The 23,823-nt window shown below is 69.4% G+C and carries 24 protein-coding genes and 1 tRNA gene; 13 read left to right on the plus strand and 12 right to left on the minus strand.

What is annotated here, in order from left to right; translation table 11 throughout:
• Window positions 1-34 precede the first annotated feature (34 nt).
• Window positions 35-1,084, plus strand: a complete 1,050-nt coding sequence (locus ACIA03_RS17425) for a hypothetical protein (RefSeq protein ID WP_396984654.1) — start codon at window positions 35-37, stop codon at window positions 1,082-1,084.
• 77 nt (window positions 1,085-1,161) lie between these two features.
• Here ACIA03_RS17425 and ACIA03_RS17430 read toward each other — a convergent pair whose 3' ends face one another.
• Together ACIA03_RS17430 and ACIA03_RS17435 are read right to left on the minus strand one after the other, a co-directional pair.
• Window positions 1,162-1,848, minus strand: coding sequence for a hypothetical protein (locus ACIA03_RS17430; protein WP_396984656.1), 687 nt, complete (start codon window positions 1,846-1,848; stop codon window positions 1,162-1,164).
• Entirely contained in the window at window positions 1,845-2,072 is a 228-nt protein-coding gene (locus tag ACIA03_RS17435; RefSeq protein WP_396984658.1) for a hypothetical protein, read from the minus strand. The genes ACIA03_RS17430 and ACIA03_RS17435 overlap by 4 nt, the downstream gene beginning before the upstream one ends.
• 87 nt (window positions 2,073-2,159) lie before the next feature.
• On the opposite strand from ACIA03_RS17435, the gene ACIA03_RS17440 reads away from it, so the two are divergent.
• Window positions 2,160-2,465, plus strand: a complete 306-nt coding sequence (locus ACIA03_RS17440) for an MTH1187 family thiamine-binding protein (RefSeq protein ID WP_396984660.1) — start codon at window positions 2,160-2,162, stop codon at window positions 2,463-2,465.
• A gap of 4 nt (window positions 2,466-2,469) precedes the next feature.
• Here the strand turns inward: ACIA03_RS17440 and ACIA03_RS17445 are convergent, their stop codons facing one another.
• Complete coding sequence (locus ACIA03_RS17445; protein WP_141793249.1) at window positions 2,470-2,961, minus strand: (2Fe-2S)-binding protein; 492 nt, start codon at window positions 2,959-2,961, stop codon at window positions 2,470-2,472.
• A gap of 8 nt (window positions 2,962-2,969) precedes the next feature.
• On the minus strand, window positions 2,970-5,291 hold the full coding sequence (locus tag ACIA03_RS17450; protein WP_396984663.1) for a molybdopterin cofactor-binding domain-containing protein: 2,322 nt from the start codon (window positions 5,289-5,291) through the stop codon (window positions 2,970-2,972).
• A gap of 223 nt (window positions 5,292-5,514) precedes the next feature.
• Between ACIA03_RS17450 and ACIA03_RS17455 the strand changes: the two genes are divergently transcribed.
• Window positions 5,515-6,750: a PucR family transcriptional regulator gene (locus tag ACIA03_RS17455; RefSeq protein WP_396984665.1), complete on the plus strand. Its 1,236-nt coding sequence runs from the start codon at window positions 5,515-5,517 to the stop codon at window positions 6,748-6,750.
• On the opposite strand, the gene ACIA03_RS17460 is transcribed toward ACIA03_RS17455, so the two are convergent.
• Together ACIA03_RS17460 and ACIA03_RS17465 are read right to left on the minus strand one after the other, a co-directional pair.
• A complete protein-coding gene (locus ACIA03_RS17460) occupies window positions 6,747-6,959 on the minus strand; it encodes a hypothetical protein (protein ID WP_396984667.1) in 213 nt (70 codons plus the stop codon). The genes ACIA03_RS17455 and ACIA03_RS17460 overlap by 4 nt on opposite strands.
• 115 nt (window positions 6,960-7,074) lie before the next feature.
• Window positions 7,075-7,671 carry a CGNR zinc finger domain-containing protein gene (locus ACIA03_RS17465; protein WP_396984669.1) on the minus strand — a complete coding sequence of 199 codons (597 nt, stop codon included), beginning with the start codon at window positions 7,669-7,671 and terminating at the stop codon, window positions 7,075-7,077.
• A gap of 86 nt (window positions 7,672-7,757) precedes the next feature.
• Here ACIA03_RS17465 and ACIA03_RS17470 point away from each other — a divergent pair, with 86 nt between their 5' ends.
• From ACIA03_RS17470 to ACIA03_RS17485, 4 genes are all read left to right on the plus strand, one after another.
• Entirely contained in the window at window positions 7,758-8,489 is a 732-nt protein-coding gene (locus tag ACIA03_RS17470; RefSeq protein WP_396984671.1) for a haloacid dehalogenase type II, read from the plus strand.
• A gap of 189 nt (window positions 8,490-8,678) precedes the next feature.
• Window positions 8,679-9,131, plus strand: coding sequence for an NUDIX hydrolase (locus ACIA03_RS17475; RefSeq protein ID WP_396984673.1), 453 nt, complete (start codon window positions 8,679-8,681; stop codon window positions 9,129-9,131).
• Window positions 9,132-9,141: 10 nt separating this feature from the next.
• Complete coding sequence (gene dxs / locus ACIA03_RS17480) at window positions 9,142-11,040, plus strand: 1-deoxy-D-xylulose-5-phosphate synthase (protein WP_396984675.1); 1,899 nt, start codon at window positions 9,142-9,144, stop codon at window positions 11,038-11,040.
• Between the two features lie 146 nt (window positions 11,041-11,186).
• On the plus strand, window positions 11,187-11,408 hold the full coding sequence (locus ACIA03_RS17485) for a hypothetical protein (protein ID WP_396984677.1): 222 nt from the start codon (window positions 11,187-11,189) through the stop codon (window positions 11,406-11,408).
• A gap of 97 nt (window positions 11,409-11,505) precedes the next feature.
• Here the strand turns inward: ACIA03_RS17485 and ACIA03_RS17490 are convergent, their stop codons facing one another.
• Together ACIA03_RS17490 and ACIA03_RS17495 are read right to left on the minus strand one after the other, a co-directional pair.
• Entirely contained in the window at window positions 11,506-13,599 is a 2,094-nt protein-coding gene (locus ACIA03_RS17490; protein ID WP_396984679.1) for a 3-hydroxyacyl-CoA dehydrogenase NAD-binding domain-containing protein, read from the minus strand.
• 1 nt (window position 13,600) lies between these two features.
• Complete coding sequence (locus tag ACIA03_RS17495) at window positions 13,601-14,800, minus strand: thiolase family protein (RefSeq protein ID WP_396984681.1); 1,200 nt, start codon at window positions 14,798-14,800, stop codon at window positions 13,601-13,603.
• Between the two features lie 279 nt (window positions 14,801-15,079).
• Here ACIA03_RS17495 and ACIA03_RS17500 point away from each other — a divergent pair, with 279 nt between their 5' ends.
• The 5 genes from ACIA03_RS17500 to ACIA03_RS17520 all read left to right on the plus strand — a co-directional run bounded on the left by ACIA03_RS17500 (window position 15,080) and on the right by ACIA03_RS17520 (window position 21,549).
• On the plus strand, window positions 15,080-16,036 hold the full coding sequence (locus tag ACIA03_RS17500; protein ID WP_396984683.1) for a proteasome assembly chaperone family protein: 957 nt from the start codon (window positions 15,080-15,082) through the stop codon (window positions 16,034-16,036).
• 15 nt (window positions 16,037-16,051) lie between these two features.
• Window positions 16,052-16,930, plus strand: coding sequence for an acyl-CoA thioesterase (locus tag ACIA03_RS17505; protein ID WP_396984685.1), 879 nt, complete (start codon window positions 16,052-16,054; stop codon window positions 16,928-16,930).
• Between the two features lie 35 nt (window positions 16,931-16,965).
• Window positions 16,966-18,390, plus strand: a complete 1,425-nt coding sequence (locus ACIA03_RS17510; protein ID WP_396984687.1) for a 3' terminal RNA ribose 2'-O-methyltransferase Hen1 — start codon at window positions 16,966-16,968, stop codon at window positions 18,388-18,390.
• On the plus strand, window positions 18,387-20,891 hold the full coding sequence (locus ACIA03_RS17515) for a polynucleotide kinase-phosphatase (protein ID WP_396984689.1): 2,505 nt from the start codon (window positions 18,387-18,389) through the stop codon (window positions 20,889-20,891). Before ACIA03_RS17510 ends, ACIA03_RS17515 begins: the two co-directional genes overlap by 4 nt.
• 244 nt (window positions 20,892-21,135) lie before the next feature.
• On the plus strand, window positions 21,136-21,549 hold the full coding sequence (locus ACIA03_RS17520; RefSeq protein WP_396984691.1) for a hypothetical protein: 414 nt from the start codon (window positions 21,136-21,138) through the stop codon (window positions 21,547-21,549).
• 124 nt (window positions 21,550-21,673) lie between these two features.
• Here ACIA03_RS17520 and ACIA03_RS17525 read toward each other — a convergent pair whose 3' ends face one another.
• Both ACIA03_RS17525 and ACIA03_RS17530 read right to left on the minus strand, forming a co-directional pair.
• Window positions 21,674-22,453, minus strand: a complete 780-nt coding sequence (locus ACIA03_RS17525) for a DNA polymerase beta superfamily protein (RefSeq protein ID WP_396984693.1) — start codon at window positions 22,451-22,453, stop codon at window positions 21,674-21,676.
• Window positions 22,454-22,470: 17 nt separating this feature from the next.
• A tRNA-Cys gene (locus ACIA03_RS17530) sits at window positions 22,471-22,542 on the minus strand.
• 271 nt (window positions 22,543-22,813) lie between these two features.
• Here ACIA03_RS17530 and ACIA03_RS17535 point away from each other — a divergent pair.
• Window positions 22,814-23,164: an ArsC/Spx/MgsR family protein gene (locus tag ACIA03_RS17535; RefSeq protein WP_045547187.1), complete on the plus strand. Its 351-nt coding sequence runs from the start codon at window positions 22,814-22,816 to the stop codon at window positions 23,162-23,164.
• Window positions 23,165-23,170: 6 nt separating this feature from the next.
• Here ACIA03_RS17535 and ACIA03_RS17540 read toward each other — a convergent pair whose 3' ends face one another.
• Both ACIA03_RS17540 and ACIA03_RS17545 read right to left on the minus strand, forming a co-directional pair.
• Window positions 23,171-23,584 (minus strand): PIN domain-containing protein, encoded by a 414-nt coding sequence (locus tag ACIA03_RS17540; RefSeq protein ID WP_396984696.1) that lies wholly within the window; start codon window positions 23,582-23,584, stop codon window positions 23,171-23,173.
• Entirely contained in the window at window positions 23,575-23,793 is a 219-nt protein-coding gene (locus ACIA03_RS17545) for a hypothetical protein (RefSeq protein ID WP_141793261.1), read from the minus strand. The genes ACIA03_RS17540 and ACIA03_RS17545 overlap by 10 nt, the downstream gene beginning before the upstream one ends.
• Window positions 23,794-23,823 lie beyond the last annotated feature (30 nt).

Here is a 23,823-nt window from a genome sequence, read left to right on the forward strand (position 1 = left end):
TGCGGGGAATTTCGGGGTGGGTGATGATTCCGGCGTGCCCGTTCCTGCTGAGACCTTCGAGCCTCCGGTGTTTGACGTACGCCGGCCAGAGCTCGTACGTCCTGTGCGCATTGATCGCGCCGGGAAGGTCGGGCCGACGCGTGGTCAGGTGGCCGGCAAAGGGTGGCGGAGGACGAGTCACGGCTACTACCTCCCTGCGCGGTTCACCGCTGACACTCCGGAGCAGCGGATCGTCGAGGCCGCAGTGGCGCTCGGTCCGGATGATGCGGTGACCGGGTGGGCGGCGCTGCGCTGGCTCGGCGCGGGCGAGTTCGAGGGCGTCCACCTCGGCCGCGAGCTGCCGGTCCCGCTCCTGGTGGACGACCACCGCGTCGACGCGCCTCCGGGTGCGTTCATCACGGCCGAACGGCGCCAGCGCGATGATCGGCGGGTCGTCGACGGCCTGTCGGTCACGCACCCGCTGCGGTCGGTCTGCTTCGAGATGAGGTTCGCTCCGACGCTGGTCGAGGCGGTCAAGATCTTCGACCTCGCCGCACAGTCGGACATGGTCTCGAAGGAGGAGGCCGACGCGTACGTCCTGCGCCTGTCGGGCTGGACCGGGGTGGGCCGATGCCGCGAGGCGATCGCGCTCGGCGACGAGAACACGTGGTCGCGGATGGAGACCGAGATGCGGCTGTTGTGGCGGGGCATCGGCCTGCTGAACCTGGTCAGCAACCATCCGGTGTTCGACGAGGCTGGCAACCACATCGGTACGCCGGACCTGCTCGACCTGGACCACGGCGTGGTCGGCGAGTACGACGGGTCGCTCCACCTCGAGGGACGACAGCGAGCCAAGGACATCCGCCGCGAGGGAGCCTTCCGTCGCCTGGGCCTGGAGTACGTGACCATGGTCGCCGCCGATCGCCGCGACCCTTCCGACTTTCTGCGGCGTACCCGGGACGCATGCCGGCGGGCAGGCCGAGACCGAACGGGTCGTTGGACGGTGACGCCGCCGGCCTGGTGGGTACCAACTACAACGGTCGAGGAACGACGTGCCCTGACATCCGAGCAGCGATCGAGGATGCTCCACCGGCGAGCTGGGTGACTCGAGTCGGATACGACGGGGAGATCGACATGGATTACCGCCGAGTAACCCATGCTGAACTCCCCGTCGTATCCGCCTCAGGCCAGGGACGCGATCCTGGCGCGGCTGTCCTCACTGAGGGTGGCCAGGAGCGACTCGGCCGCCTCGCCGTGGTCGTCGATGGCGGCAACCACCTCGGCCAGGGTCTCGTCAGACAGGCCGGCGAGGATCGGGTCGAGCACCGAGGTGTCGTCGAGGAAGAGCGCCACCTGCAGGATCTCGGGGCCGGTGGCGCCGTCCATCACCTGGAGCGAGGTCTCGGGGCCGACGACGCCGGTGAACCTGGCCAGGGTCAGGACGTGACCGTCGGCGAGGAGCCGGCGGCCGACGTCGACGACCAGGGCCCGGTCGAGCTTGGCGATGATGCCCGCCACCCGGCTCGGGTCGAGGTGGACGGAGAGCTCGGCGAGGAACTCCGGCTTCAGGTGGCCGGCCAGCTTCGCTGCGTCGGACGCGTCCATCACCGCGGCCACCCGGGCGCTGAGCATCGGGCCCATCGCGAACTCGGCGATCTTTGCGGTGACGGCCGCGGGGAGCTTCTTGCTGACCGCGGCCAGCCCCTTCACGCGAGACTCGTGGCGGCTGAACATCGCGTGCGAGACGATCCCGCGCAGGTCGCGGAGGTCGTCGGCGGAGGTGGTGGTGAGGAAGGCGAGCTCGGCCTCGTCGATGTGCATCTCGTGGGCGAGCTTGGTGATCTCCAGCGCGCTGGTCAGTGCGGTCATCGGCCACCTCCGAGCATCTTCTGGACCACCCCGCGCAGCATCTTCGGCACCAGCTTCAGCGCCTCGTCGAGGGAGGCCTCGAAGGCCTTGTCCTCCGCGGTCATCGCGCTGCGGGTCAGGTCGTCGAACCTGCCCAGCTGCTGGTCGTCGTACGCCTCCAGCGGCGCGAGCCGCGTGGCCGGCACGCCCAGGGTGGCGGCGAGCCGGTCGAGTCCCTCACTCATCGGTTCCTTCCTACCGGCAGTGACACCTTCGGCCCCCGGCGGCGCCACTATAGGCAGGCCGACTCGGCGTTTGGATAGTGTTTCGACATGCTTGTCGCCTTCTCGATCGCCCCGACAACGACCGACGACCCCGATGGTTCGGTGGCCGCCTCGGTCGCGGAGGCGATCCGCATCGTCCGCGGGTCCGGACTGCCCAACGAGACCAACGCCATGTTCACCAACCTGGAGGGTGAGTGGGACGAGGTCATGGCTGTCATCAAGCAGTGCGTCGACGCGGTCGCCGCCGTCTCCCCGCGGGTCGGGCTGGTGCTCAAGGCCGACATCCGGCCCGGTTACACCGGCCAGCTCAGCGCGAAGGTCGAGCGGATCGAGCAGGAGCTCTCCGGGGACTGACCGGTCAGAGACCGCGGGCCATCGCGTCCTGTCCGGTCTTGATGGCCTCCCGGATCCGGGAGTAGGTGCCGCAGCGGCAGACGTTGCGGATCGTGTCGAGGTCGGCCTCGTTGATGGCCCGGCCCTCGGCTCGGACCTTGTTGACGAGGGCGACCGCGGCCATGATCTGACCGGGCTGGCAGTAGCCGCACTGGGCGACGTCGTGCTCGAGCCAGGCCTCCTGCATCGGGTGGAGGCCGTCGCCCGGAGCGGTGTCGGCGAGACCCTCGATGGTGGTGATCTCGTCGTCGGCGCCGATGTCGGCTACCCGCACCGAGCAGGGGTTGAACGCCTTGCCGTTGATGTGCGAGGTGCAGGCCTTGCAGACGTTGATGCCGCAGCCGTACTTGGGCCCGGTGACACCGAGGACGTCGCGCAGCACCCACAGGATGCGTACGTCGTCCTCGACGTCGACGGTGACGGTCTCGCCGTTGAGCTGGAAGGTGTGAGAAGGCATCGGAGACCTCAGAACGTGTAGGCGAGGCCGTCGGTCGGCGACTCGGGGACGGACGGGATGAAGGACTTGGGCTCGAAGTGGAGCGGCTCGTGGAAGTTGATCGGGAACTCCGTCGGCATCTCGCCCGTCGCGCGGGTGTAGGCGCAGGCGACGGCGGCCATCGAGGCGGCCACACCGGCCTCACCGACACCGCCCGGCTGGCCGCCGTGCGACTCCATCACCTCGCACTCGAACTCGAAGGGCACGTTCCACTGCCGGGTGTAGGCCGAGTTGTCCCAGCTGGCCTCCAGGAACTGACCGTCGACCAGGTGGTTGCTGTAGGTCAGCGCCTGGCACATCCCGTCGGAGAAGCCACCCATCATCTGGGCCTTCACCCCGGCCGGGTTGATCACCAGGCCGACATCGGCGACCACGACGGCCTTGGTGACCCGAGGCCCGGTGACCGCGTCGCGCACCTCGCGGTTGACCGTCTCGGGGCGGCAGTCGATCTCGACGAAGACGGCGGTGGCGCCCTTGTACTCCTTGTGGATGGCGATGCCCTGCGCCGTGCCGGCGGGCATCGAGCGGCCCCAGTCGCCGAGCTCGGCGGCACGGTCGAGCACCCGCTTGACGGTGTCGCTCTTGAGATAGCTGCGCCGGAAGGCGACCGGGTCCTGCTTCAGCTTCTTGGCCAGCTGGTCGACCATCAGCTCGCTGGCCGTGGCGACGTCGGGGGAGTAGATGTTGCGCACCGAGCTGGTGTTGAACCGGTCGACCGCGGGCTTCGGCTCGTTGAGCAGCTGGGTGACCACGCCGAAGTTGTAGGGCAGCTCGGTGGCGAGCAGGAAGATCGACTCCGAGAAGCTCAGGTTCGACAGACCCGAGGGCAGCGCCGCCGCCTCGGCCGTGAGTCGCTCCCCGAGACCGTGGGTGAAGTCGCAGGCCACGCTGGCGTGGCGCTGCTCGAAGGTGAGCACGCTGCCGGCCAGCACCGTCGCCCGGACCTGGGAGACCGCCATCGGGTGCACCCGGCCCTGGCGCGGCTCGTCGGCGCGGTGCCACATCAGCTTGACCGGCGCCCCGAACGCCTTGGAGGCGTGCGCGGCCTCGACCGCCGCGTCGCTGAACAGCTTGCGGCCGAAGGAACCGCCGCCCTGGACGACGTTGACCGTCACGCTGGTCTGCGGGATGCCGAGCGCCTTCGCGATCCTGCCCTGAGCGTCGATCGGTGACTTCAGGCCGCCCCAGACGGTGGCCTCCCCGTCGCGTACGTCGGCGACCGCGCAGTTCGGCTCCAGCGCCGAGCCGCTGCGGAAGTTGAAGGTGAACTCGCCGTCGACGGCGGTGGCGCCGACCTTCGGAACGGCCAGCGGGATCTGCCCGGCCTTGAGCTCGGCTTTGATGTCCTTGGCTGACATCGTGGTCACGGTGCCGGAGTTCCAGGTGACGTCCAGTGCGCGTACGGCGTCGATGCACTGACCGAAGGTCTTGGCCCGGACCGCGACGCCGGTGGGGATGATCGCGACGTGGGTGACGCCGGGCATCTTCTCGACCTCGCCCTTGTTCCTGATCGAATCCGGGGTGCCGTTGAGCTCGGGCGCCCGGCAGACCATCGTGGGCAGCGCGTCCGGGATGTCGAGATCCATCGCGAACTTCTTCTTGCCGGTGACGGCGTCGCGCGCGTCTACGCGCCGGTGGGGCTTGCCGACGATGGTGTGCTCCGAGGTCTCCTTGAGCTCGACCTCGACCTTCTCCGTGGTGGGCTTCGCCGCCTTGGCGGCCGCCTCGCCGTAGGTCACCGAGGAGCCACCCGGGGCACTGATCACGCCGCCCTTGGCGACCAGCTGAGCCACGGTCGTGCCGAGCAGGATCGCGGCGGCATCGAGGAGCGCCTTGCGGGCGATGGCGGCCGCCACGCGCACCGGGGTGTAGACCGAGATGATCGTGTTGGAGCCACCGGTGAGCTGGTTGAAGAGCAGCTCAGGACGGGCCGGCGCCAGCGTGACGTGCACGTGGTCGACCGGAAGCTCCAGCTCCTCGGCGATGAGCATGGCGACGGCCGTGGTGATGCCCTGGCCCACCTCCATCCGCGGCAGCGCGAAGTGGGCGTGGCCCTTGTCGTCGACCTCGATCGCGATCAGGTTCGAGGTCGGCGTCGCACAGTGGGTCAGGAAGTCGTTGAGGTCGTAGAGCTCGGGGACCTGAGGCACCGACGGGATCGGCGCCGCCTGGGCGGCCGATGGCGTCAGGCCCAGATCGGCGGCGGCGATCAGCGTGGCGCCGCCTACGACGTATCCGACGAACGAGCGTCTGGAGACCCGAGCAGGGCCCTCCGAGTTGTGCGTCCCCATGTGTAATCACTCCTGGCGTGGGCAGGGTCCGAGTTTTGTGACCCCCGACACATAGCACCATTCACCAGGCAGATCTCGGTTGGGAAGGGCGCGTCGGGAAATGTGTGAGGCCCCGACATGCCGGATGGAGACAGATCACAGCCCGCTGAGGCGTGACGGACGCCACACTCGTGCGTTGTTCTGGTTGACGCCGCAACCGCCAGCGACAACACGAGGGAGCGCGATGAGCACGGATCCGATCAAACGCATCGTCGCGGGCATCAGGGAGGACCTCCCGCACATCGTCGAGCTGTTCCTGAAGCACAACTGGGACCAGGTCCCCGCCTACGCCGTCAGCCCCGACCCCGAGCTGCGCAAGGAGGTCGGCGACCACGCCGAAGCCGTCTTCCTGGCCGTGCTCACCACGTTGGAGGAGGGACGCGCCGCCGTACGCGACGACTTCCAGTTCACCGTGGACCAGGCGACCCACCGGGTCCGCCAGGGGGTCGCGCTCGCGGACTTCCTGCAGGCCTTCCGCATCGGTCAGGTGGCGCTGTGGGAGCGCATCGCCGAGATCGCCGCCGAGGACCCGGAGACCAGCCGTGCGGCGCTCCCGGTGGCAGCCCACGTGATGCAGGTGATCGAGGTCGGCAGCACGGTCGCGGCCGAGGCCTACCTCGCTGCCCATCAGGTCGAGCTCGCCGAGGGCGACCGGATCCGTCGGGACCTCGTCGAGGACCTGCTCGCCGGACGAGGCATACGGCCGGGCCCCATGCTCGAGGTGGCCCGCAGGTGCGGGCTGGAGCCGGACGACCGGATCATCGTCGTGGTCGCGGTGCCGGTGCGGCCGCTACGTCCCGGGCGGAGCCTGCGGGAGGCGCTTCGGCACATACGCACCGAGCTGGGCCCGGCGCGCGAGGGGGTCACGGTCATCCGTCAGGAGCAGCTGGTCGGGATCCTGCCCGTCGCCACCGACGACGTCAGGACGATCGTGCCCGACCTGCGGCGGATCTACCGGCAGCTCGCGCGGGAGGGGTTCGAGCTGGCTGTCGGTGCCAGCACGGTGCACGTGGGGCTGGACGCCGCGCCCGCCGCGTTCGCGGAGGCCGGGATCGCGCGCGACGTCCTCGGTGCGGACTCCGGAGTCGTGGCCCTGCCGATGATCTCGACCATCGACTACCTGGTGCTGCGTGAGGATCCCACCGCTCGCCGCCTGGTGCGCCCGGCGCTGCGCCAGTTCGTCGAGGAGGACCTCGCGCGCGACCGGGTGATGATCGAGACCATGCTGGCGTACGTCGCCTGCGACCTCAACGCCAAGCTGGCCGCCGAGCGTCTCCACGTCCACGTCAACACCGCCTACCACCGCCTCGAGCGCATAGCCGAGCGCACCGGGTGCGACCTGCGCCGCTTCGCCGACGTCGAGGAGCTGATCTTCGCGATCCGGCTCCTCACCGAGCCTCGGGGCGTGGCGAGGACCTAGGCAGCCTCCGGCTTGCGGCCGTAGAACCAGTAGACCGCCGCACCGAGCAGGTTGGTGCTGCCCCACAGCCGCCACAGAAGGCGCGGTCCGCGGATCTCGTCGTCGGAGCGCTTCTGCAGGTCGCGCAGGATGACCGGCGCCACCGCCGCCTGGGCCGCGAGCGCGCCGGTGGTGATGATCGCCTTCTTCTGCTTCTTGGTCAGTGCCATGACGCCAGTCTTTGCCTTGGTTTGTGCTCAGTCAAGGAACGTACGCCTCACAGGAGTGTCGGCAGCTCCGCGGTCGCCGGGGGAGCAATGGTCAAGGCCTGTGGATCGACAGACGTCACCTTTCACGCTGACGTCGGCCGGGCCGCTGACCGCTACCGAGCTCCGGCCCGGCTGCTGCCGACGCGAGTCTGCGTGCTCGATAGGCGGCGGCCTTGACCCGGTTGCCGCACTCCTCCATCCCGCACCAGGTGCGCCGGGAACCGCGTGACCGGTCGAGATAGATGCGGGTGCAGTCGGTGCGGCCGCACTCCTTGAGGCAGGAGCGGGCGTCTGCGAGTAACGCGACGGCGCACCTGGCCAACTCGGAAAGCACTTCAGGGAGATCTCCCGACACGCACAGCCCCGAGTCACTCAGCTTGATCACGGGCGGAGAGCCGGCGGCCGTGTCGTTGACGATCCGGAGGCTCACTGGGTCAAACGGCCGATCCAGCACGCGGTCGAGGGCGAGCCGATAGATCGCCTCGCGCAGCGAGAGAGCCAACCTGAAGCCGGCCTCATCGGCAGAGACGTCGTCGGGGAGCCCGGGGCACTCGGCCACCCATCGTTCGAGGTCCGCAGGCGAGCGCAGGAGGTCGACTGCCTCGTCCCGGCGGGACCCGACGGTCCCAGTCAGATCAAGCGCGGGGTCGCCGCTCACGAACGTGAAATCCACGTCACCAGCTTGACAGGTGACGCGCCTGCTTGGCAACGTTCGTCACCTGTTGAACCAGTGACGACCGCACGGGCAGGAGCGAGCACATGCTGGGGATAAGTGACATCGATGTCGTCGTCTTCGACGTTCTCGGAACGTTGGTCGACCAACCGGGCGGCCTGCGGGCGGCGCTCCGCAGCGCGGTGCCGGCAGCGGACGAGGACCTCCTCAGCGAGCTTCTCTCGGTGTGGGAACAGCACGTCGAGCGCGAGCAGCAGCGCATCGCGCACGGCGACCGCGCTTACGTCAATACCGACGTCATCGACTGGGAAGCAGCCGTTCGGGTGGCCGACCATGTGGGCGGCACGGACCCGGCGACCGTCGCGCGTATCGCTACGGCCGGGCAGCGTCTGCCGCCATGGGACGACTCCGTGGCCAGTCTCGACCGGCTCGCGCGGTGTGTCCCGGTGCTGGCCCTCTCCAACGCCAGCCGCGCCTCGCTGCTGCGGCTCAGCGCGGGAGCCGGGCTGCGCTGGCACCAGGTGTTGTCCGGTGAGACTGTCGGTGCCTACAAGCCGGCGCCGGAGGTGTACCGGCTGGCCATCGACACCGCCGGATGCGCGCCGGAGCGCGTGCTCATGGTGGCAGCCCACGCCTGGGACCTACGGGGAGCCCAGGCGCACAGCATGCGCGCGGCCTACGTCGCGCGGCCCGCGGGGAACCCGCCCGGACCCTCAGACCGCTTCGACCTTCACGCGGACAGCCTCGGCGACCTGGTCGACAAGCTTTGCCCAGCACCCGAAGAGGCCTGCCCGTCGACCCATCACGTCGTCAGTTGACCATCTACAGCAGGCTCGGCAGGTCGGCGGTGGAAGGGAGCAGGTCGCCTTCCTGGCGGCGTCGACGCGTCCGTGGGCGGAGCTGGTCGAGGAGCCCGTCGGGCTCGACCGGGTCGGTGACGTACTGACGAGCGAGGTGCGGAGGCCGCGCGCGTCGGTGTGTCCCGGGGCCGACTAGGCTCGCTCCTCATGACCGAGTTCGCCGCCGTGATCCTTGTCGACCGTCGTGGGTGGGTGATGCTCCAGGAGCGTGACGAGCACCCCCGGATCGCGCCGGAGAAGTGGGCGTTCAGCGGCGGCCATCTGGAGCCGGGGGAGGACCCGCTGACCGGCGCGGTCCGCGAGCTCGAGGAGGAGACCGAGGTCCGGCTGAGCCCCGAGGACCTGCACCTGGTCGCCGTCCACGACGTGCACCATTCCGAGACCGGGTCCGACGACAAGCTCCACCTGTACGCCGCCGGCGTCGACCTCACCGACGCCGACATCGTGTGCCACGAAGGCCGCCAGATCGTCTTCGTCGACCCCGCCACCGTCCCTGACCTGGACCTCAGCGACTCGGCCCGGATCGGGCTGACGCCCTTCCTCGGATCGCCCCAGCACGCGGCGCTATCCGGATCGGCGGCGCTCAGGGTCGAGACGTAGAATCCGGGCCATGGGTCTCCTCGAACGCATCGCCGCGCCGCAGGATCTTCGTGATCTCTCCGATGACCAGCTGGAGCTCCTCGCGAGCGAGATCCGGGACCTGATGATCCGGACCGTGGCCACCAACACCGGCCACCTGGGGCCGAACCTCGGTGTCGTCGAGCTGACGCTGGCCATGCACCGGGTCTTCGACAGCCCGAGCGACAAGATCGTCTTCGACACCGGCCACCAGTCCTACGTCCACAAGCTCGTCACCGGCCGGGCCGGCGACTTCGGCACGCTGCGCCGCGAGGGCGGGATGAGCGGCTACCCGAGCCAGTCCGAGTCCGACCACGACGTGGTCGAGAACTCCCACGCCTCCACCGCGCTCTCCTACGCCGACGGGCTGGCCAAGGCCTTCACGATCCGCGGCGAGGACCGCCACGTGGTCGCCGTGATCGGTGACGGCGCGCTGACCGGCGGGATGGCCTGGGAGGCGCTCAACAACATCGCGATCCAGCACGACTCCAAGCTGGTCATCGTGGTCAACGACAACGGCCGCTCCTACACCCCGACGATCGGTGGCCTGGCCACGGCGCTGACCTCGCTGCGCACCAATCCCCGCTACGAGGTCCTTCTCGACATGGTCAAGCGGCGCCTCAACGCGGTGCCGGGGATCGGTGCGATGGCCTACGACGCGCTGCATGCGGTGAAGAAGGGGCTCAAGGACGCGGTCGCGCCCCAGGGGCTCTTCGAGGATCTCGGCCTGAAGTACGTCGGCCCCGTCGACGGCCACGACCGGCACGCCGTCGAGCAGGCGCTGGCCTCGGCCAAGAAGTTCGGTGGCCCGGTGATCGTGCACGCGATCACCCGCAAGGGCTACGGCTACGACCCGGCCGAGCGCCACGAGGCCGACCAGTTCCACTCGCCGGGTCCCTTCGACGTCCAGACCGGCGCCGAGAAGCCGAAGGGCCGGATCTGGACCGACCACTTCTCCGACGCCATCGTGCGACTGGGTGAGAGCCGCCAGGACATCGTCGCGATCACCGCCGCGATGATGCACCCGGTCGGTCTCGACAGGTTCCAGGCGCGCTTCCCGGAGCGCACCTTCGACGTCGGCATCGCCGAGCAGCACGCCGCCACCTCGGCCGCGGGCCTGGCGATGGGCGGGCTGCACCCGGTCTTCGCCGTCTACGCCACCTTCCTCAACCGGGCCTTCGACCAGGTGCTGATGGACTGTGCGCTCCACCGGGCCGGCGTGACGTTCGTCCTCGACCGGTCCGGGGTCACCGGCGACGACGGGGCCTCCCACAACGGGATGTGGGACATGTCGCTCCTCCAGGTCGTTCCCGGCCTCCGCCTGGCCGCACCGCGCGACATCGCCCGCCTCAACGAGCTGCTCGACGAGGCCGTCGACGTCGACGACGCGCCGACCGTCGTACGTTTCCCGAAGGGCCCGCCGCCCGAGGACATCCCCACGATCGCCAAGCTCGGCGAGGCCGATGTGCTGGTCCGCAACGGCACCAAGGACGTCTTGGTGATCGGCGTCGGATCCATGGCCGAGGTCGCCGTCGGCGTCGCGGACCGGCTGATCGCCCAGGGCATCGGCGTCACCGTCGTCGACCCGCGCTGGGTCAAGCCGGTCGACCCGGCCCTCGTCGAGGCGGCCGCCGACCACGGCCTCGTCGTCACCATCGAGGACAACGGTGTCACCGGCGGCGTGGGTGCCACCTTCCTGCAGGCAATGACCGCTGCCGACGTACGCACGCCGGTGAAGATCCACGGCATCCCGCAGGAGTTCCTCGACCACGCCAAGCGCCCCAAGATCCTGGAGAGCATCGGCCTGACCTCCCAGTCGATCGCTCTGGACACGATCGAACGCCTGGGTGCCATGACCTCCACCGCGCTTCCCCGAGACGTCAGTCTCTGACCCGCCGAGAGGTCGAATTTTGACCCTCGGGATCGGTCTCTCCGGCCGGGCCTGTGGCGGAGTTCGGTCGGTTCTGGCCTAGAGTGGGCTCCGTCGAGGGCGACGAGGGCCCTCGGTACGTCACCACAAGCACTCGGGGGATTCAAATGCTCTATGACGACATCGTGGCCGAGTTCCGTTGGTCACCTGAGCAGATGTCTGCGCCGTTCGACCTCAGGGCGGCGGATGAGGTGATCCGCAAGAGGATCGAGAGCCGCCGCGGCTCAGTGCAGTCCGCGGGTCGCCAGCAGGCCGCTCGCGTGCGGCAGACCATGGGTGCCTCGGCGCCGGCCACCCCGGGCGGCAAGATCGCCACCGACAAGGCCTGAGCCCGTCGAGGACTGACCTCTCGCCGCCTGGGTTCTCGGCAGCGGAGACCAGACCGCCCCCGACCGATTCGATCGGTCGGGGGCGGTCTGTCGTCGGTCAGTGGAACTTCTTGCCGGTGACCTTCTCAGAGATGCCCTCGCGGTCGAGGAGCTGGGTGATGCCACCGTTCCAGAACTGGAAGCCGGCACCGGTGATCATGCCGAGGTCGATGTCCTCGGCGGCCTGGGCGACACCCTCGTCGAGCATCCGGCCGATCTCGTCGGCGATCGCCTCGAGGGTCTGCTGGCGTACCTCCTCGGCGGTCTTGACGACGTCGCCGACGGTGAGGAGCGCCTCGACCTCCGGGTCGAGCGTGCGGCCGTCGGCGCCGAAGAACGACGCCTTCTTGGCCTCGACGACCTTGTGGAGGTTCTCCGAGAGGTAGAAGCGCTCGGGGAAGGCCTTCGCCAGGGTCTCGTTGTTGTGGTACGCGATCGCCGGCCCGACCAGCCCGATCAGCTGGTAGGGAGACATCGGCGTGACGCCCGCGAACGCGGACTCGACCACGTCGATCGGGGTGCCCTCGTCCGCGATCTTGGCGATCTCGCCCATGAACCGGCCGAGGAGCCGGTTGACGATGAAGGACGGGCTGTCCTTGACCAGGATCGAGGTCTTCTTCAGCGACTTGGAGGTGGCGAAGGCCGTGGCCAGCGCGGCATCCGAGGTCTTCTCGCCGCTGATGATCTCCAGCAGCGGCATGACCGCGACCGGGTTGAAGAAGTGGAAGCCCACGACCCGCTCGGGGTTCTTCAGGTCGGCCGCCATCTCGGTGATCGAGAGGCTCGAGGTGTTCGTGGCGAAGACAGCGGTCTCCGGCGCGACGGCCTCGGCGTTGGCGAAGACGGTCTTCTTGACGCCCATCTCCTCGAAGACGGCCTCGATGATGAAGTCCGCGTCGGAGAAGGCCTCCGCGTAGTCGACCGAAGCGGTCACCAGCGCCTTGAGACGGTTGGTCGAGTCCTGGCTGGCACGGCCCTTGGCGAGCTTCTTGTCCAGCTCGGCGTGAACGTACGCCACGCCCTTGTCGGCGCGCTCCTGGTCGAGGTCGACCATGACGACCGGCACCTTGAGGCGCTGGACGAAGAGCAGCGCGAACTGCGAGGCCATCAGGCCGGCACCGATGATGCCGACCTTGGTGACCTTCTGCGCGAGCGCCTTGTCGGGCGCACCGGCGGGACGCTTGGCGCGCTTCTGCACCAGGTCGAAGGAGTAGAGCGAGGCGAGCAGCTGCGGGGTCTTGGACATCGCCACGAGAGCGTCGTCCTCGGCCGCGAAGCCCTCGTCGCGCGTCGCCGTCTTGGCCAGGGTGAGCAGCTCGACGGCCTTCTTGGCAGCCGGGGAGGCGTCGCCGGTCTTGGCCCAGGCGAAGAAGCCGGCGTTCTTGGCGGCCTCGTCCCAGGCCTCGCCGCGGTCGATCTCCTCACGCTCGACCTGCACGTCACCGGTGAGGACCTTGTCGGCCCACAGCAGCGACTGCTCGAGGTAGTCGGCACCGCCGAAGATCGCGTCCGCGATGCCCAAGTCGTTGGCCTCGGTGCCCTTGAGCACCTTGCCGTTGTTGAGCGGGTTCTCGATGAAGACCTTGGCGGCCTTGGCCGGACCGATCAGGTTCGGCAGCAGGTAGCCACCGCCCCAGCCCGGGATCAGGCCGAGCATGACCTCGGGCAGGCCGACGGCCGGCACCGAGTCCTGGATCGTGCGGTAGTCGGCGTGCAACGCGACCTCGAGGCCGCCACCGAGCGCGAGCCCGTTGATGAAGCCGAACGACGGCTTCTTCGTCGTGCCGTCGCCGTCGCCCAGCTTGCGGAAGACCGCGTGACCGAGCTCGGCGATCGTACGGATCCCGTCGGGGCCGCCGGCCTGCAGCGAGGTCAGGTCGGCACCGGCCGCGAGGATGAACGGCTTGCCGGTCACCGCGATCGCGTCGATCTCCGGGTCGGTCAGCGCCGCGTCGTAGGCGGTGTTGAGCTCGACCAGCGATTTCGGCCCGAAGGTGTTCGGGCGGGTGTGGTCGTGGCCGTTGTCGAGGGTGACCAGGCCGAGGACCTTGCCGGAGGGCAGGTTGACCTTCTGCAGCTTCGCCTTGGTGACGACCTCGTCGTCGGAGTAGAGCTTCTCCACGTCGGCGAGGAGCGTGTTGATGTCAGTCATGTCAGGCCTCCTTGCCGTTCCAGTTCGGGTTCTCCCAGATGACCGTGCCGCCCATACCCAGGCCGATGCACATGGTGGTGAGGCCGTAGCGGACCTCGGGGCGCTCCTCGAACTGCCGGGCGAGCTGGATCATCAGCCGCACGCCGGAGGAGGCCAGCGGGTGACCGAACGCGATCGCGCCGCCGTAGGGGTTGACCCGCGAGTCGTCCTCGGCGATGCCGAAGTGGTCCAGGAACGCGAGCACCTGGATCGCGAACGCCTCGTTGATCTCGAACGCCTCGATGTCGTCGATCGTGAGACCGGCCTTGGCCAGCGCCTTCTCGGTCGACGGGATCGGGCCGACGGCCATGACCTCGGGGGCGACGCCGGCGAAGGCGTACGACACCAGCCGCATCTTGATCGGCAGGCCGAGCTCCTTGGCGACCTCCTCGGAGGCCAGCAGGGAGGCGGTCGCGCCGTCGTTGATGCCGGCCGCGTTGCCCGCGGTGACGCGACCGTGCGGGCGGAACGGGGTCTTCAGCTTGGCCAGGTCCGCAGGAGTGGTGCCGGGACGCATCGGCTCGTCGGTGGTGGCCAGGCCCCAGCCGTTCTCGGCCGAGCGGGTGGCGACGGGAACCAGGTCGGGCTGGATCTTGCCGTCGGCGTACGCCTTGGCCGCCAGCTCCTGGGAGCGGACGGCGAAGGCGTCGGTGCGCTCCTTGGTGATCGCCGGGTAGCGGTCGTGGACGTTCTCGGCGGTGTTGCCCATGACGAGCGCCGAGGGGTCGACAAGCTTCTCGGAGATGATCCGGGGGTTGGGGTCGACGCCCTCGCCCATCGGGTGGCGGCCCATGTGCTCGACACCGCCGGCGATGGCGACGTCGTAGGCACCGAAGGCGATGCCACCGGCGGTCGTGGTGACCGCGGTCATCGCGCCGGCGCACATCCGGTCGATCGCGTAGCCGGGCACGGACTGGGGGAGTCCGGCCAGGAGGCCCGCGGTGCGGCCGATGGTCAGGCCCTGGTCGCCGATCTGGGTGGTCGCGGCGATGGCGACCTCGTCGATCCGCTCGGGGGGAAGCTCGGGGTTGCGGCGCGTGAGCTCACGGATGAGCTTGACGACCAGGTCGTCGGCGCGGGTCTCGGCGTACTGGCCCTTGGCCTTGCCGAAAGGTGTGCGTACGCCGTCGACGAAGACGACTTCTCGCAGCTGTCGGGTCACCGTGTCACTCCATGTCGGTTGATGCGGGCACGGATGGTGCCCGCGGCCTACATTACCCGCTAGTAACAACGGGTGCACCGAGGGGGAGGTCACATCGGCGGGTCGGACGTGGTCGCCGACCTCCGCGAGTCGGCTTGGGAATATCCTGGGCGTCCAGGATGCTGCGCTGTCGTCATGTGGAAGCGTGTATTGAGAAGGTTGAGCCCCAGGGTCGAGACCCCGGGCGAGGCAATTGACGGCGGGACCCCCGAGGTCCGTACGCAACGGGAGGAGGCACCGATGGCGTCACGACTGGTGCACATCGTGGACGACCTGCCCGAGGAGATCATCCAGGCGGGAGGCGACCAGCTGCCGCTGGTGGTGGTCCTGGACGGATTCCTCGACGCGGGCAAGGCCTCCGAGCGGGCCGCGGCCCACCTGATCCAGACCTCGAGGCGAGCGCCGGTGGTGGCGACCTTCGACGTCGACGAGCTCCACGACTACCGGGCCCGCCGCCCGGCGATCTCGTTCGTCAGCGACCACTACGAGTCCTTCGACGCACCGCGGCTGGTCGTCCGGCTGCTCAAGGACACCGGCGACACGCCCTACCTCCTGCTGCACGGTCCCGAGCCCGACAACCGCTGGGAGGCCTTCGCCGGTGCCGTACGCGAGGTCATCGAGCGCCTCGGCGTGACCGAGGTCATCTCGCTGACCTCGGTGCCGATGGCGGTGCCGCACACCCGGCCGTTGACCACGACACGGCACGCCAACGACGCGGCGCAGGAGCTCTCCGGCCAGGTCTGGGAGAGCCCGTGGAAGGGCGAGATCCGGATCCCGGCCTCGGCCCAGGCCATGCTGGAGATCCGGCTGGGGGAGTGGGGCCTGCCGGCGGGCGGCTATGTGGTGCACATGCCGCACTACCTCGCCCAGAGCGACTACCCGGCCGCGGCGGTCGTGCTCGTCGAGGAGCTCGAGCGCGCGGCCCGGCTGACGATCCCGGTCTCCGACCTGGAGGCCGAGGCGCAGCGCCGCGACGAGGAGATCGCCTCCTACATCGAGGACAATGCCGAGGTGCGGGAGGTCGTGGCCGCGCTCGAGCAGCAGTACGACACCTTCCAGCGTGGCGAGGAGTCCGGTCGCTCGCTGCTGGCGCCCGACGAGCCGCTGCCGACCGGTGACGAGCTCGGCGAGCAGTTCGAGCAGTTCCTGGCCGGGCTCAACGGTCCCGACCCGGATGAGGGCTCTGAGAAGGACTGAGAGACACTCACTCCCATGACGACCGACGCCGTAGCGGCGGATCAGGCAGTGGCGGAGCTGGTGGGCGTTCTCGACCTGGTCGAGATCGACAAGGACCTCTTCCACGGTGCCACCACGACCCGCAACTCGCGCGGGCGCGCCTACGGCGGCCAGGTGGCCGCGCAGGCGCTGATGGCCGCCGTGCGCTCCGCCGACCCGGCCTTCACGGTGCACTCGATGCACTCCTACTTCCTGCTGCCGGGCGACCCGTCCTACCCGATCGTCTACGACGTCGAGCGGATCCGCGACGGGCGCTCCTTCGAGACCCGGCGGGTCCGGGCGCGCCAGAAGGGGCGCGACATCTACTACCTCACCGCCAACTTCCAGCGTGAGGAGACCGGGTTCGAGCACCAGGACGCGATGCCGTCGGTCCCGCCGCCGGAGAAGTGCCTCGACTTCCTCAAGCTGATGGCCGACTCGGGCAGCCCTGACGCGGTCTCGCTGGCACGTGAGTGGGAGTCGGTGGAGATCCGCGCGGTGGGTACCTCCCTGCTCGGCCTCGAGCCCGACCCGGCCCGTCCCGCGCAGCAGCGCCTGTGGATCCGGCTGGGTGCCTCGCTTCCCGACGATCCCGACATCCAGCGCGGGGCCTTCACCTGGGCCTCCGACATCTCGTTGCTCGGCGCCTCCCTGGCGGCCCACTCGCTCGACAACAAGGGCATCCAGATGGCCTCGCTCGACCACACCATCTGGTTCCACCGCCCCTTCCGGGCCGACGAGTGGTGGCTCTACGACCAGGAGAGCCCCTCGGCCCACGGCGGCCGCGGCCTGTCGATCGGCCGCGTCTTCACCGCCGACGGCATCCTGGCCGCCACGGTGGCCCAGGAGGGCCTCATCCGCCCGCCTCGCGCCTGAGGTAAACCGGTTGCGGTCGTAGGGAGACTGGTCGGGTGATCCTGACCGTCTCGACGACCCATTCGCCTGCCACCGATCTGGGATACCTGCTCCACAAGCACCCGGATCGGGTGCAGGCGTTCCGGCAGGCGTTCGGCACGGCGACGGTCTTCTACCCCGAGGCGTCGGAGGAGCGTACGACGGCGGCGGTGACGCTCGAGATCGACCCGGTGGCACTCGCGCGCTCGCGCGGCAAGCGGGTGCCCGACTTCTCCCTGGGCCAGTACGTCAACGACCGGTCCTACGCCGCGTCGTCGCTGCTCGCGGTGGCGATGGCCGACGTCTTCTCGACCGCACGGGCGGGCGTGTGCAAGGCCCGTCCCGAGCTCGCGGACTCGGCGATCCCGCTGGAGATCCGGATCCCGGCCATGCCGTGCCGCGGCGGGGTCGAGATCGCCCGGCGGGTCTTCGAGCCGCTCGGCTGGGCCGTGTCGGCCGTGCCGATCGCCCTGGACCCGGACTATCCGGAATGGGGCGAGTCGCGCTATCTCGATCTGACCCTGAGCGGCGAGCTGCGGCTCGCGGACGCGCTCTCGCAGCTCTACGTGCTTCTCCCGGTCCTCGACGAGTCCAAGCACTACTGGCAGGGACCCGACGAGGTCGACAAGCTGCTCCGCTCCGGGGAGGGGTGGCTGGCGGCCCATCCCGATCGTGCGCTCATCACCCGGCGCTACCTCGGTCGTGGAGCCGGCCTGACCCGGGTCGCGCTCACCCGGCTGGCCGAGCTCGACGGGACCGACGGATCCGACGGATCCGACGGATCCGACGGATCCGACGGATCCGAGGACCCGCCGGCCGAGGAGGAGACCGCTCAGCCGGAGGAGCGACGCAAGCCGCTCAACACGCAGCGTCATGAGGCCGTCCACGCCGCTCTGCGCGACCTCGGCGCGCGCACCGTGATCGACCTGGGCTGCGGGCCCGGCCAGTTCCTCGATCGACTGGTCCGCGACGCGTCCTTCTCGAAGGTCGCCGGCTGCGATGTCTCGAGCCGGTCGTTGCGCTCCGCGGCTCGTCGCCTCCATCTCGACCGCCTCTCCGAGCGGCAGGCCGAGCGGGTCTCGCTGTTCCAGAGCGCTCTGACGTACGAGGACGAGCGGATGGTCGGCTACGACGCCGCTGTGCTGATGGAGGTCATCGAGCACGTCGACCTTCCGCGGCTCGCCGCGCTGGAGCGGGTGGTCTTCGGCGTCGCGCGCCCGAAGGCGGTGCTGGTGACCACTCCGAACGTGGAGTACAACCAGCTCTACGAGCTGGCCGGAACGCGTCATTCCGACCACCGCTTCGAGTGGACCCGCGCCGAGTTCACGGACTGGACCGAGGCGGTCGCCGGGGCGTACGGCTATCGCGCAGAGCGTCGCGGGATAGGCGACGTCGACGACACCCACGGCACTCCGACCCAGATGGCGGTATTCACCCGATGAGCGAGATCAACGTCCCCCGCAACGGGCTGGTCGTGCTGGTGGGCGTCTCCGGCAGCGGCAAGTCGACCTTCGCCGCACGGCACTTCCTGCCGACCGAGGTCGTCTCCAGCGACTTCTGCCGCGGCCTGGTCGCCGACGACGAGAACGAGCAGAGCGCGACCGGCGACGCCTTCGATGTCCTGCACTACATCGTCGGCACCCGGCTGCGGCGCGGTCTGCTGACCGTCGTCGACGCGACGTCGGTGCAGCCCAAGGACCGGGCCCAGCTGGTCAGGCTCGCCAAGGACCACGACGTGCTGGTGGACGCGATCGTCCTCGACGTACCCGAGCCCGTCGCCCATGAGCGCAACGCGACCCGGCCCGACCGGGACTTCGGGCCCCATGTCGTGCGCCGGCAGAGGCGCGAGCTCAGGCGCGGCCTGGGCGGGCTCCGCAGGGAGGGCTTCCGCCGCGTCCATGTGCTGCACGGCGTCGACGAGATCGACGCCGTCTCGATCCGCCGCGAGGCGCCCTGGAACGACCGGTCCGATCTGCGCGGACCGTTCGACATCGTCGGTGACGTCCACGGCTGCGCTTCCGAGCTCCGCTCCCTGCTGACAGAGCTGGGCTACGAGATCAGCTACGCCGACGGCGCCGCGGTCTCGGCGGCACATCCCGAGGGTCGCACCGCCGTCTTCGTCGGCGACCTCGTCGACCGTGGCCCGGACACACCGGGCGTGCTCCGGCTCGTGATGGGGATGGTCGCGGACGGGACCGCGCTGTGCGTCAGCGGGAACCACGAGGCCAAGCTCGTCCGGGCACTGCGCGGAGCGAAGGTCAAGGTCGCCCACGGCCTGGCCGAGTCGCTCGACCAGCTGGCCGCGACCGAGGAGGGTTTCCGCAAGTCAGCGCTTGATTTCATGGACTCGTTGATCGCCCACTACGTCCTCGACGAGGGTCGCCTCGTGGTCGCTCACGCCGGCCTGAAGGAGGCCTACCACGGGCGTACGTCAGGACGGGTCCGAAGCTTCGCGCTCTACGGCGACACGACCGGCGAGACCGACGCGTACGGCCTTCCGGTGCGCTACCCCTGGGCAGAGGACTATCGCGGCAAGGCGATGGTCGTCTACGGGCACACCCCGGTGCCGACCGCGGAATGGGTCAACAACACGATTTGCCTCGACACCGGCGTCGTCTTCGGAGGCTCGCTGACCGCGCTGCGCTACCCGGAGCGAGAGCTCGTCTCGGTGCCGGCCGAGCAGCAGTGGTACGAGCCGGTCCGCCCGCTGCTGCCCGAGGAGACCCGTGACGGCTTCGCGCTGCGGATCACCGACGTGATGCCGCCCGAAGGCGGAGCGATGTGGCTGGCCACCGAGCACGCCGGCAAGGTCAAGATCCCCGAGGAGAACGCCGCCGCGGCGCTCGAGGTGATGAGCCGCTTCGCCGTCGACCCGCGCTGGCTGATCTACCTGCCACCCACCATGTCACCTGCGAAGACCTCGTCGGTCGACGGCTTCCTGGAGCACCCCGAGAAGGCCTTCGAGGAGTACGCCGAGTGGGGTGTCACGCGCGTGGTCTGCGAGGAGAAGCACATGGGCTCGCGCGCCATCGCGGTCCTGGCCCGGTCCGCGGAGGTTGCGGCGCGCCGGTTCGGCGTCACCGACGGCTCGACCGGGGCGATCTACACCCGAACGGGGCGCTCCTTCTTCGACGACACCGACAATCTGGTCGCCGGCCTTCGAGAGGCGGCGGAGCCGCTGTTCGACTCGCTGGCCACCGACTGGGTCGCGCTCGACTGCGAGCTGCTGCCCTGGTCGGCGAAGGCCGGCGGCCTGATCCGGGACCAGTACGCCTCCGCGGCAGCCGCCGGCCTCTCCTCCCTGCCTGCCGCATCCGCGCTGCTCGAGCAGGCGGCGGCACGTGGCCAGGAGGTCGGCGACCTGCTGACCCGCATCCAGGACCGAGAGGCCGACCTGCGCCGCTACCGCGCGGCGTACGGCTCCTACGTCCGGCCCGCCGACGCGCCGGTCACGGTGGCGCCGTTCCAGATCCTGGCCGCCGAAGGCCGAGCGCTGGCGCTGACCGAGTCGCACGAGTGGCACCTGGCCGAGCTGGCCAAGCTCGAGGGCGACCTGATCACGCCGACCCGGCATCGCTTCGTCGACCTGGCCTCCGCAGATCAGCGTGCCGAGGCCGTGCGCTGGTGGCTCGACCTGACCGCCGAGGGTGGCGAGGGCATGGTCGTCAAGCCCGCCCACCTGCCCGAGCGCGCGATGCAGCCCGGGCTCAAGGTCCGTGGGCGGGAGTACCTGCGGATCATCTACGGCCCCGACTACACCGGCTCCCTCGACCTGTTCCGCAACCGCCCGCTCGGCCGGAAGCGCCATCTCGCCGAGCGCGAACACGGTCTGGGCCTCGAGGCGCTCACGACTTTCGTCGACAACGGCCCGCTGTGGAAGGTCCACCAGTCCGTCTTCGCCCTCCTCGCGCTCGAGTCGGAGCCGGTCGACCCGAGGCTATGAGGCGGTCATTTTGAAGGGCGTTGGTTTCACCGGTTGGAGAGGCGGGTGGCGGAGGAACAGGTTGAAAGGAAGCGTCTATGTGTTGGACTTGCCAGTCCTGCAGGCGCTGATGACCTCTGCGGCTGGTAGGTACAGCGCAACAGGTCGACCGAACTGGGTTCGTGAGCATGCGAACGAGATCAGACGGATCGAGGCAGAAGTCTTCGGGCAAGACGTGTGCAACAGGGTGTGGCGGTGCGTTGTCTTGATCGAACTGGAGTTTGGGGACCGCCAATACTTTTCAGTTGACGCGCGCTACGCCGATCTGCGGCGGCTCCGACGCACACGCTGCAAGAGCGCGGATTCGTCGTCGCGTCGCGAGGCCTGGCGAGGTGCGCGCCATGTTCCAGTCGAGGGATCGTCCGGTCGGACCACTCCGTGGACATGCCCGGTCGTCTGGGAACTGACCGCGTTCGGTGAGGGCGGCGGCACCCTCACGGGGGCTTGGCGGTTACCCGGGCTCGATGAGCATTGGCTGCGCTCGCGCCTCGGGGATCAGGATCTCGACGGCGAGTTCGAGATCGCGTGGTCGATGGTCGAAGACCTGCGAGATCGCTTCGCGCTCGATCTGGGTGACGCATCGGGCGACGAGTTCTTCATAGCGGCCCGTGCGCGGTGACTCAGTCGCCCAATCAGTGTGCGGATTCGCAGGGCGATGGCCGCTGGGCCGGAGTGGGAGGGACGGCTGCTGCCGACCCGGGAGTGCCGGTGTCATTGGCAGACACCGGCACTCCCACGTCGGGCTACCAACCCCAGTGGCGGCGCTGGGCGGAGACCGCCCACGCGTCGATGCGCGCCAGATCGGGGTCGAGCGGCAGCGGCGTGCGGCCGGAGTCGAGCAGACCGCGCACCTCGGCCTCGAGCTGCGTGATCTGGGCGGAGACCTCCTCACGCGGGACCTCGCCGCGCTTGACCGCCAGCACACGCTCGCGCTCGATGCCGGGCATGGGCAGAGTGAGCCGAGCCTCGGCGGCGAGCTCACGCCCCTGGAACGCCAGCCGCAGCGCGTGACTGCCGTACTTCACGTCCCATCCGTAGCGCTCGATCAGCTCGGGGCGGTTGGGTACGTTGCGGCGCGACTGCCCGAGCATCCGCTCGTGCTGGCCGTTCATGTAGCCGAGGAACCGCTCCGCGGCCAGCCTCGAGAGAAATGCGTCGCGCAGGCTTCGCAGTTCCTCGCCGAGCGGGGTGACCGTGACCAGAGACTCCTCGGGTGCGAAGAGCGGCAGCAGCACGGTCGGGTTCCCCTTGAGCGCCAGCCGGAGGTATTTCCGCAGGCTGTAGAGCACCAGGTCGGTGTCGCCGTGGCCGCTGCGTACCCCCTCGGGTTGAGTCCGCCAGATGTAGTCCTCGCGGTGGCTGCCGACGCCCAGGACGTACGCCGGGGGCTCGATGTAGACGCCCAGCTCGTCGTGGTCGTCGGTGCCGGGGATGGCGATCCCGTGGACCCCGCTCCCGACGACGGTGCGGAGGATCTCGCCGCTGAGGGCGGCGTCTCGGTCGCCGTACTCGACGTTGTTCATGTGTGCTCCTCGATAAGAACGCCCGCCCGGATTCGAACCGGGGTATGCGGATCTGCAGTCCGCCGCCTGAGCCGCTCGGCCACGGGCGCGTGGCTGGTTGGACAGCCGGTGTCCGGCTGATTCGGAGAGATCAGCGCGCTGGGTGGCAACAGACGAGCGCAGCATCCAGCACGCGGCCGGTAAAGCGGCGCTTGGAGATCGACTGGGTGCTCATGGCCGACAGGCTATCGAGCGGCCACCGGCGCGCCCAACGGGTTATCCATGCCTCGACGCCGCCGCTCGGCCTAGCGTGCTTCGATATCGCACAGCCCGGTCGGCTGCCGCGATAACGCACCAGCCGAGCGGGCTAAGGTAGCGGGCGTGGATCAGATCACGGTGTACGAGAAGCCGACCTGCACGACGTGTCGGAACCTGTTCGTCCTCCTCAAGGAGGAGGGCATCGACTTCGAGAAGGTCGACTACCACGTGCTCGGCCTGCGGGCCGAGGAGGTCAAGGACATCCTGGCGAAGACCGGTCTGAGCGCTCGTGACGTGCTGCGCAAGCGCGAGCCGGTCTACAAGGAGCTCGACCTCGGCAACCGCGACCTCTCCGAGGACGAGCTGGTCGACCTGATGGTGAAGCACCCTGAGCTGATGCAGCGCCCGATCGTGCTGAAGGGCGACCGCGGCGTACTGGCCCGGCCGATCGAGAAGGTGCGCGAGCTGTTCTGAGCGGCCTCAGCCGCGCAGCCGCTCGACCGGCTGACCGGTGGTGCGGGTGATGAGGTCGACGTCGTTGTCGGCGTGGAGCACGGTGAGATCGGCCTCCTCCGCGACCGCCGCGACGAGCAGGTCGGGCACCGACGGTGCCCGGTGACGACCCTCGCGCAGCACGATGCGCTGGATCTCCAGCGCCCGCGCCTCGGCACGCGGGGTGAGGGTCGCGAGCGGCATGTGGATCACCGGTACGTCCTCGACGAGGTCGGACCATTCGCGTTCCGAGCGGGCCAGGTGGCCGATCTCGAGCAGGGTCGTGGTGGTGATGCGTACTTGTCCCAGCTCGATCAGCCGGGACCACTTCTCAGCGTCGGGGCTGGAAGACATCCGGGCGAGCGCCGACCGGTGCACCAGCCAGGGTCGAACTACGACCATGCGTCACGCATCAGACCCCGGTCGGCCAGCGGAGCGAACTTCGCGAAGTCGGCACCGGCCACGGGTCGCGCCGGTGGCAGCGGACGCAGCGCGTCGGGTGTGAACCACCGGCGGAGATACTCGTTGCGGGTGAGTCCGAGCCGCGTCGCCTCGGTGTCGATGCGCGTGAGCTCGTCATCCGAGAGGCCTCGGATCAGTACGTCGGACATGTCTGTCCACCTCCTGGACGGAAGATGGTA

The sequence above is a fragment of the Nocardioides sp. NPDC051685 genome, from assembly GCF_044453405.1.
In the GTDB taxonomy this organism is placed as follows: Bacteria; Actinomycetota; Actinomycetes; order Propionibacteriales; family Nocardioidaceae; genus Nocardioides.

Bases quoted from the DNA above. Each gene is read 5' to 3' on its own strand.
- ACIA03_RS17430 (WP_396984656.1), bottom strand. From the start codon at position 1,848: ATGACCGCACTGACCAGCGCGCTGGAGATCACCAAGCTCGCCCACGAG.
- ACIA03_RS17435 (WP_396984658.1), bottom strand. From the start codon at position 2,072: ATGAGTGAGGGACTCGACCGGCTCGCCGCCACCCTGGGCGTGCCGGCC.
- ACIA03_RS17440 (WP_396984660.1), top strand. From the start codon at position 2,160: ATGCTTGTCGCCTTCTCGATCGCCCCGACAACGACCGACGACCCCGAT.
- ACIA03_RS17445 (WP_141793249.1), bottom strand. From the start codon at position 2,961: ATGCCTTCTCACACCTTCCAGCTCAACGGCGAGACCGTCACCGTCGAC.
- ACIA03_RS17450 (WP_396984663.1), bottom strand. From the start codon at position 5,291: ATGGGGACGCACAACTCGGAGGGCCCTGCTCGGGTCTCCAGACGCTCG.
- ACIA03_RS17455 (WP_396984665.1), top strand. From the start codon at position 5,515: ATGAGCACGGATCCGATCAAACGCATCGTCGCGGGCATCAGGGAGGAC.
- ACIA03_RS17460 (WP_396984667.1), bottom strand. From the start codon at position 6,959: ATGGCACTGACCAAGAAGCAGAAGAAGGCGATCATCACCACCGGCGCG.
- ACIA03_RS17470 (WP_396984671.1), top strand. From the start codon at position 7,758: ATGCTGGGGATAAGTGACATCGATGTCGTCGTCTTCGACGTTCTCGGA.
- ACIA03_RS17475 (WP_396984673.1), top strand. From the start codon at position 8,679: ATGACCGAGTTCGCCGCCGTGATCCTTGTCGACCGTCGTGGGTGGGTG.
- dxs (WP_396984675.1), top strand. From the start codon at position 9,142: ATGGGTCTCCTCGAACGCATCGCCGCGCCGCAGGATCTTCGTGATCTC.
- ACIA03_RS17485 (WP_396984677.1), top strand. From the start codon at position 11,187: ATGCTCTATGACGACATCGTGGCCGAGTTCCGTTGGTCACCTGAGCAG.
- ACIA03_RS17490 (WP_396984679.1), bottom strand. From the start codon at position 13,599: ATGACTGACATCAACACGCTCCTCGCCGACGTGGAGAAGCTCTACTCC.
- ACIA03_RS17500 (WP_396984683.1), top strand. From the start codon at position 15,080: ATGGCGTCACGACTGGTGCACATCGTGGACGACCTGCCCGAGGAGATC.
- ACIA03_RS17505 (WP_396984685.1), top strand. From the start codon at position 16,052: ATGACGACCGACGCCGTAGCGGCGGATCAGGCAGTGGCGGAGCTGGTG.
- ACIA03_RS17515 (WP_396984689.1), top strand. From the start codon at position 18,387: ATGAGCGAGATCAACGTCCCCCGCAACGGGCTGGTCGTGCTGGTGGGC.
- ACIA03_RS17525 (WP_396984693.1), bottom strand. From the start codon at position 22,453: ATGAACAACGTCGAGTACGGCGACCGAGACGCCGCCCTCAGCGGCGAG.
- ACIA03_RS17540 (WP_396984696.1), bottom strand. From the start codon at position 23,584: ATGGTCGTAGTTCGACCCTGGCTGGTGCACCGGTCGGCGCTCGCCCGG.
- ACIA03_RS17545 (WP_141793261.1), bottom strand. From the start codon at position 23,793: ATGTCCGACGTACTGATCCGAGGCCTCTCGGATGACGAGCTCACGCGC.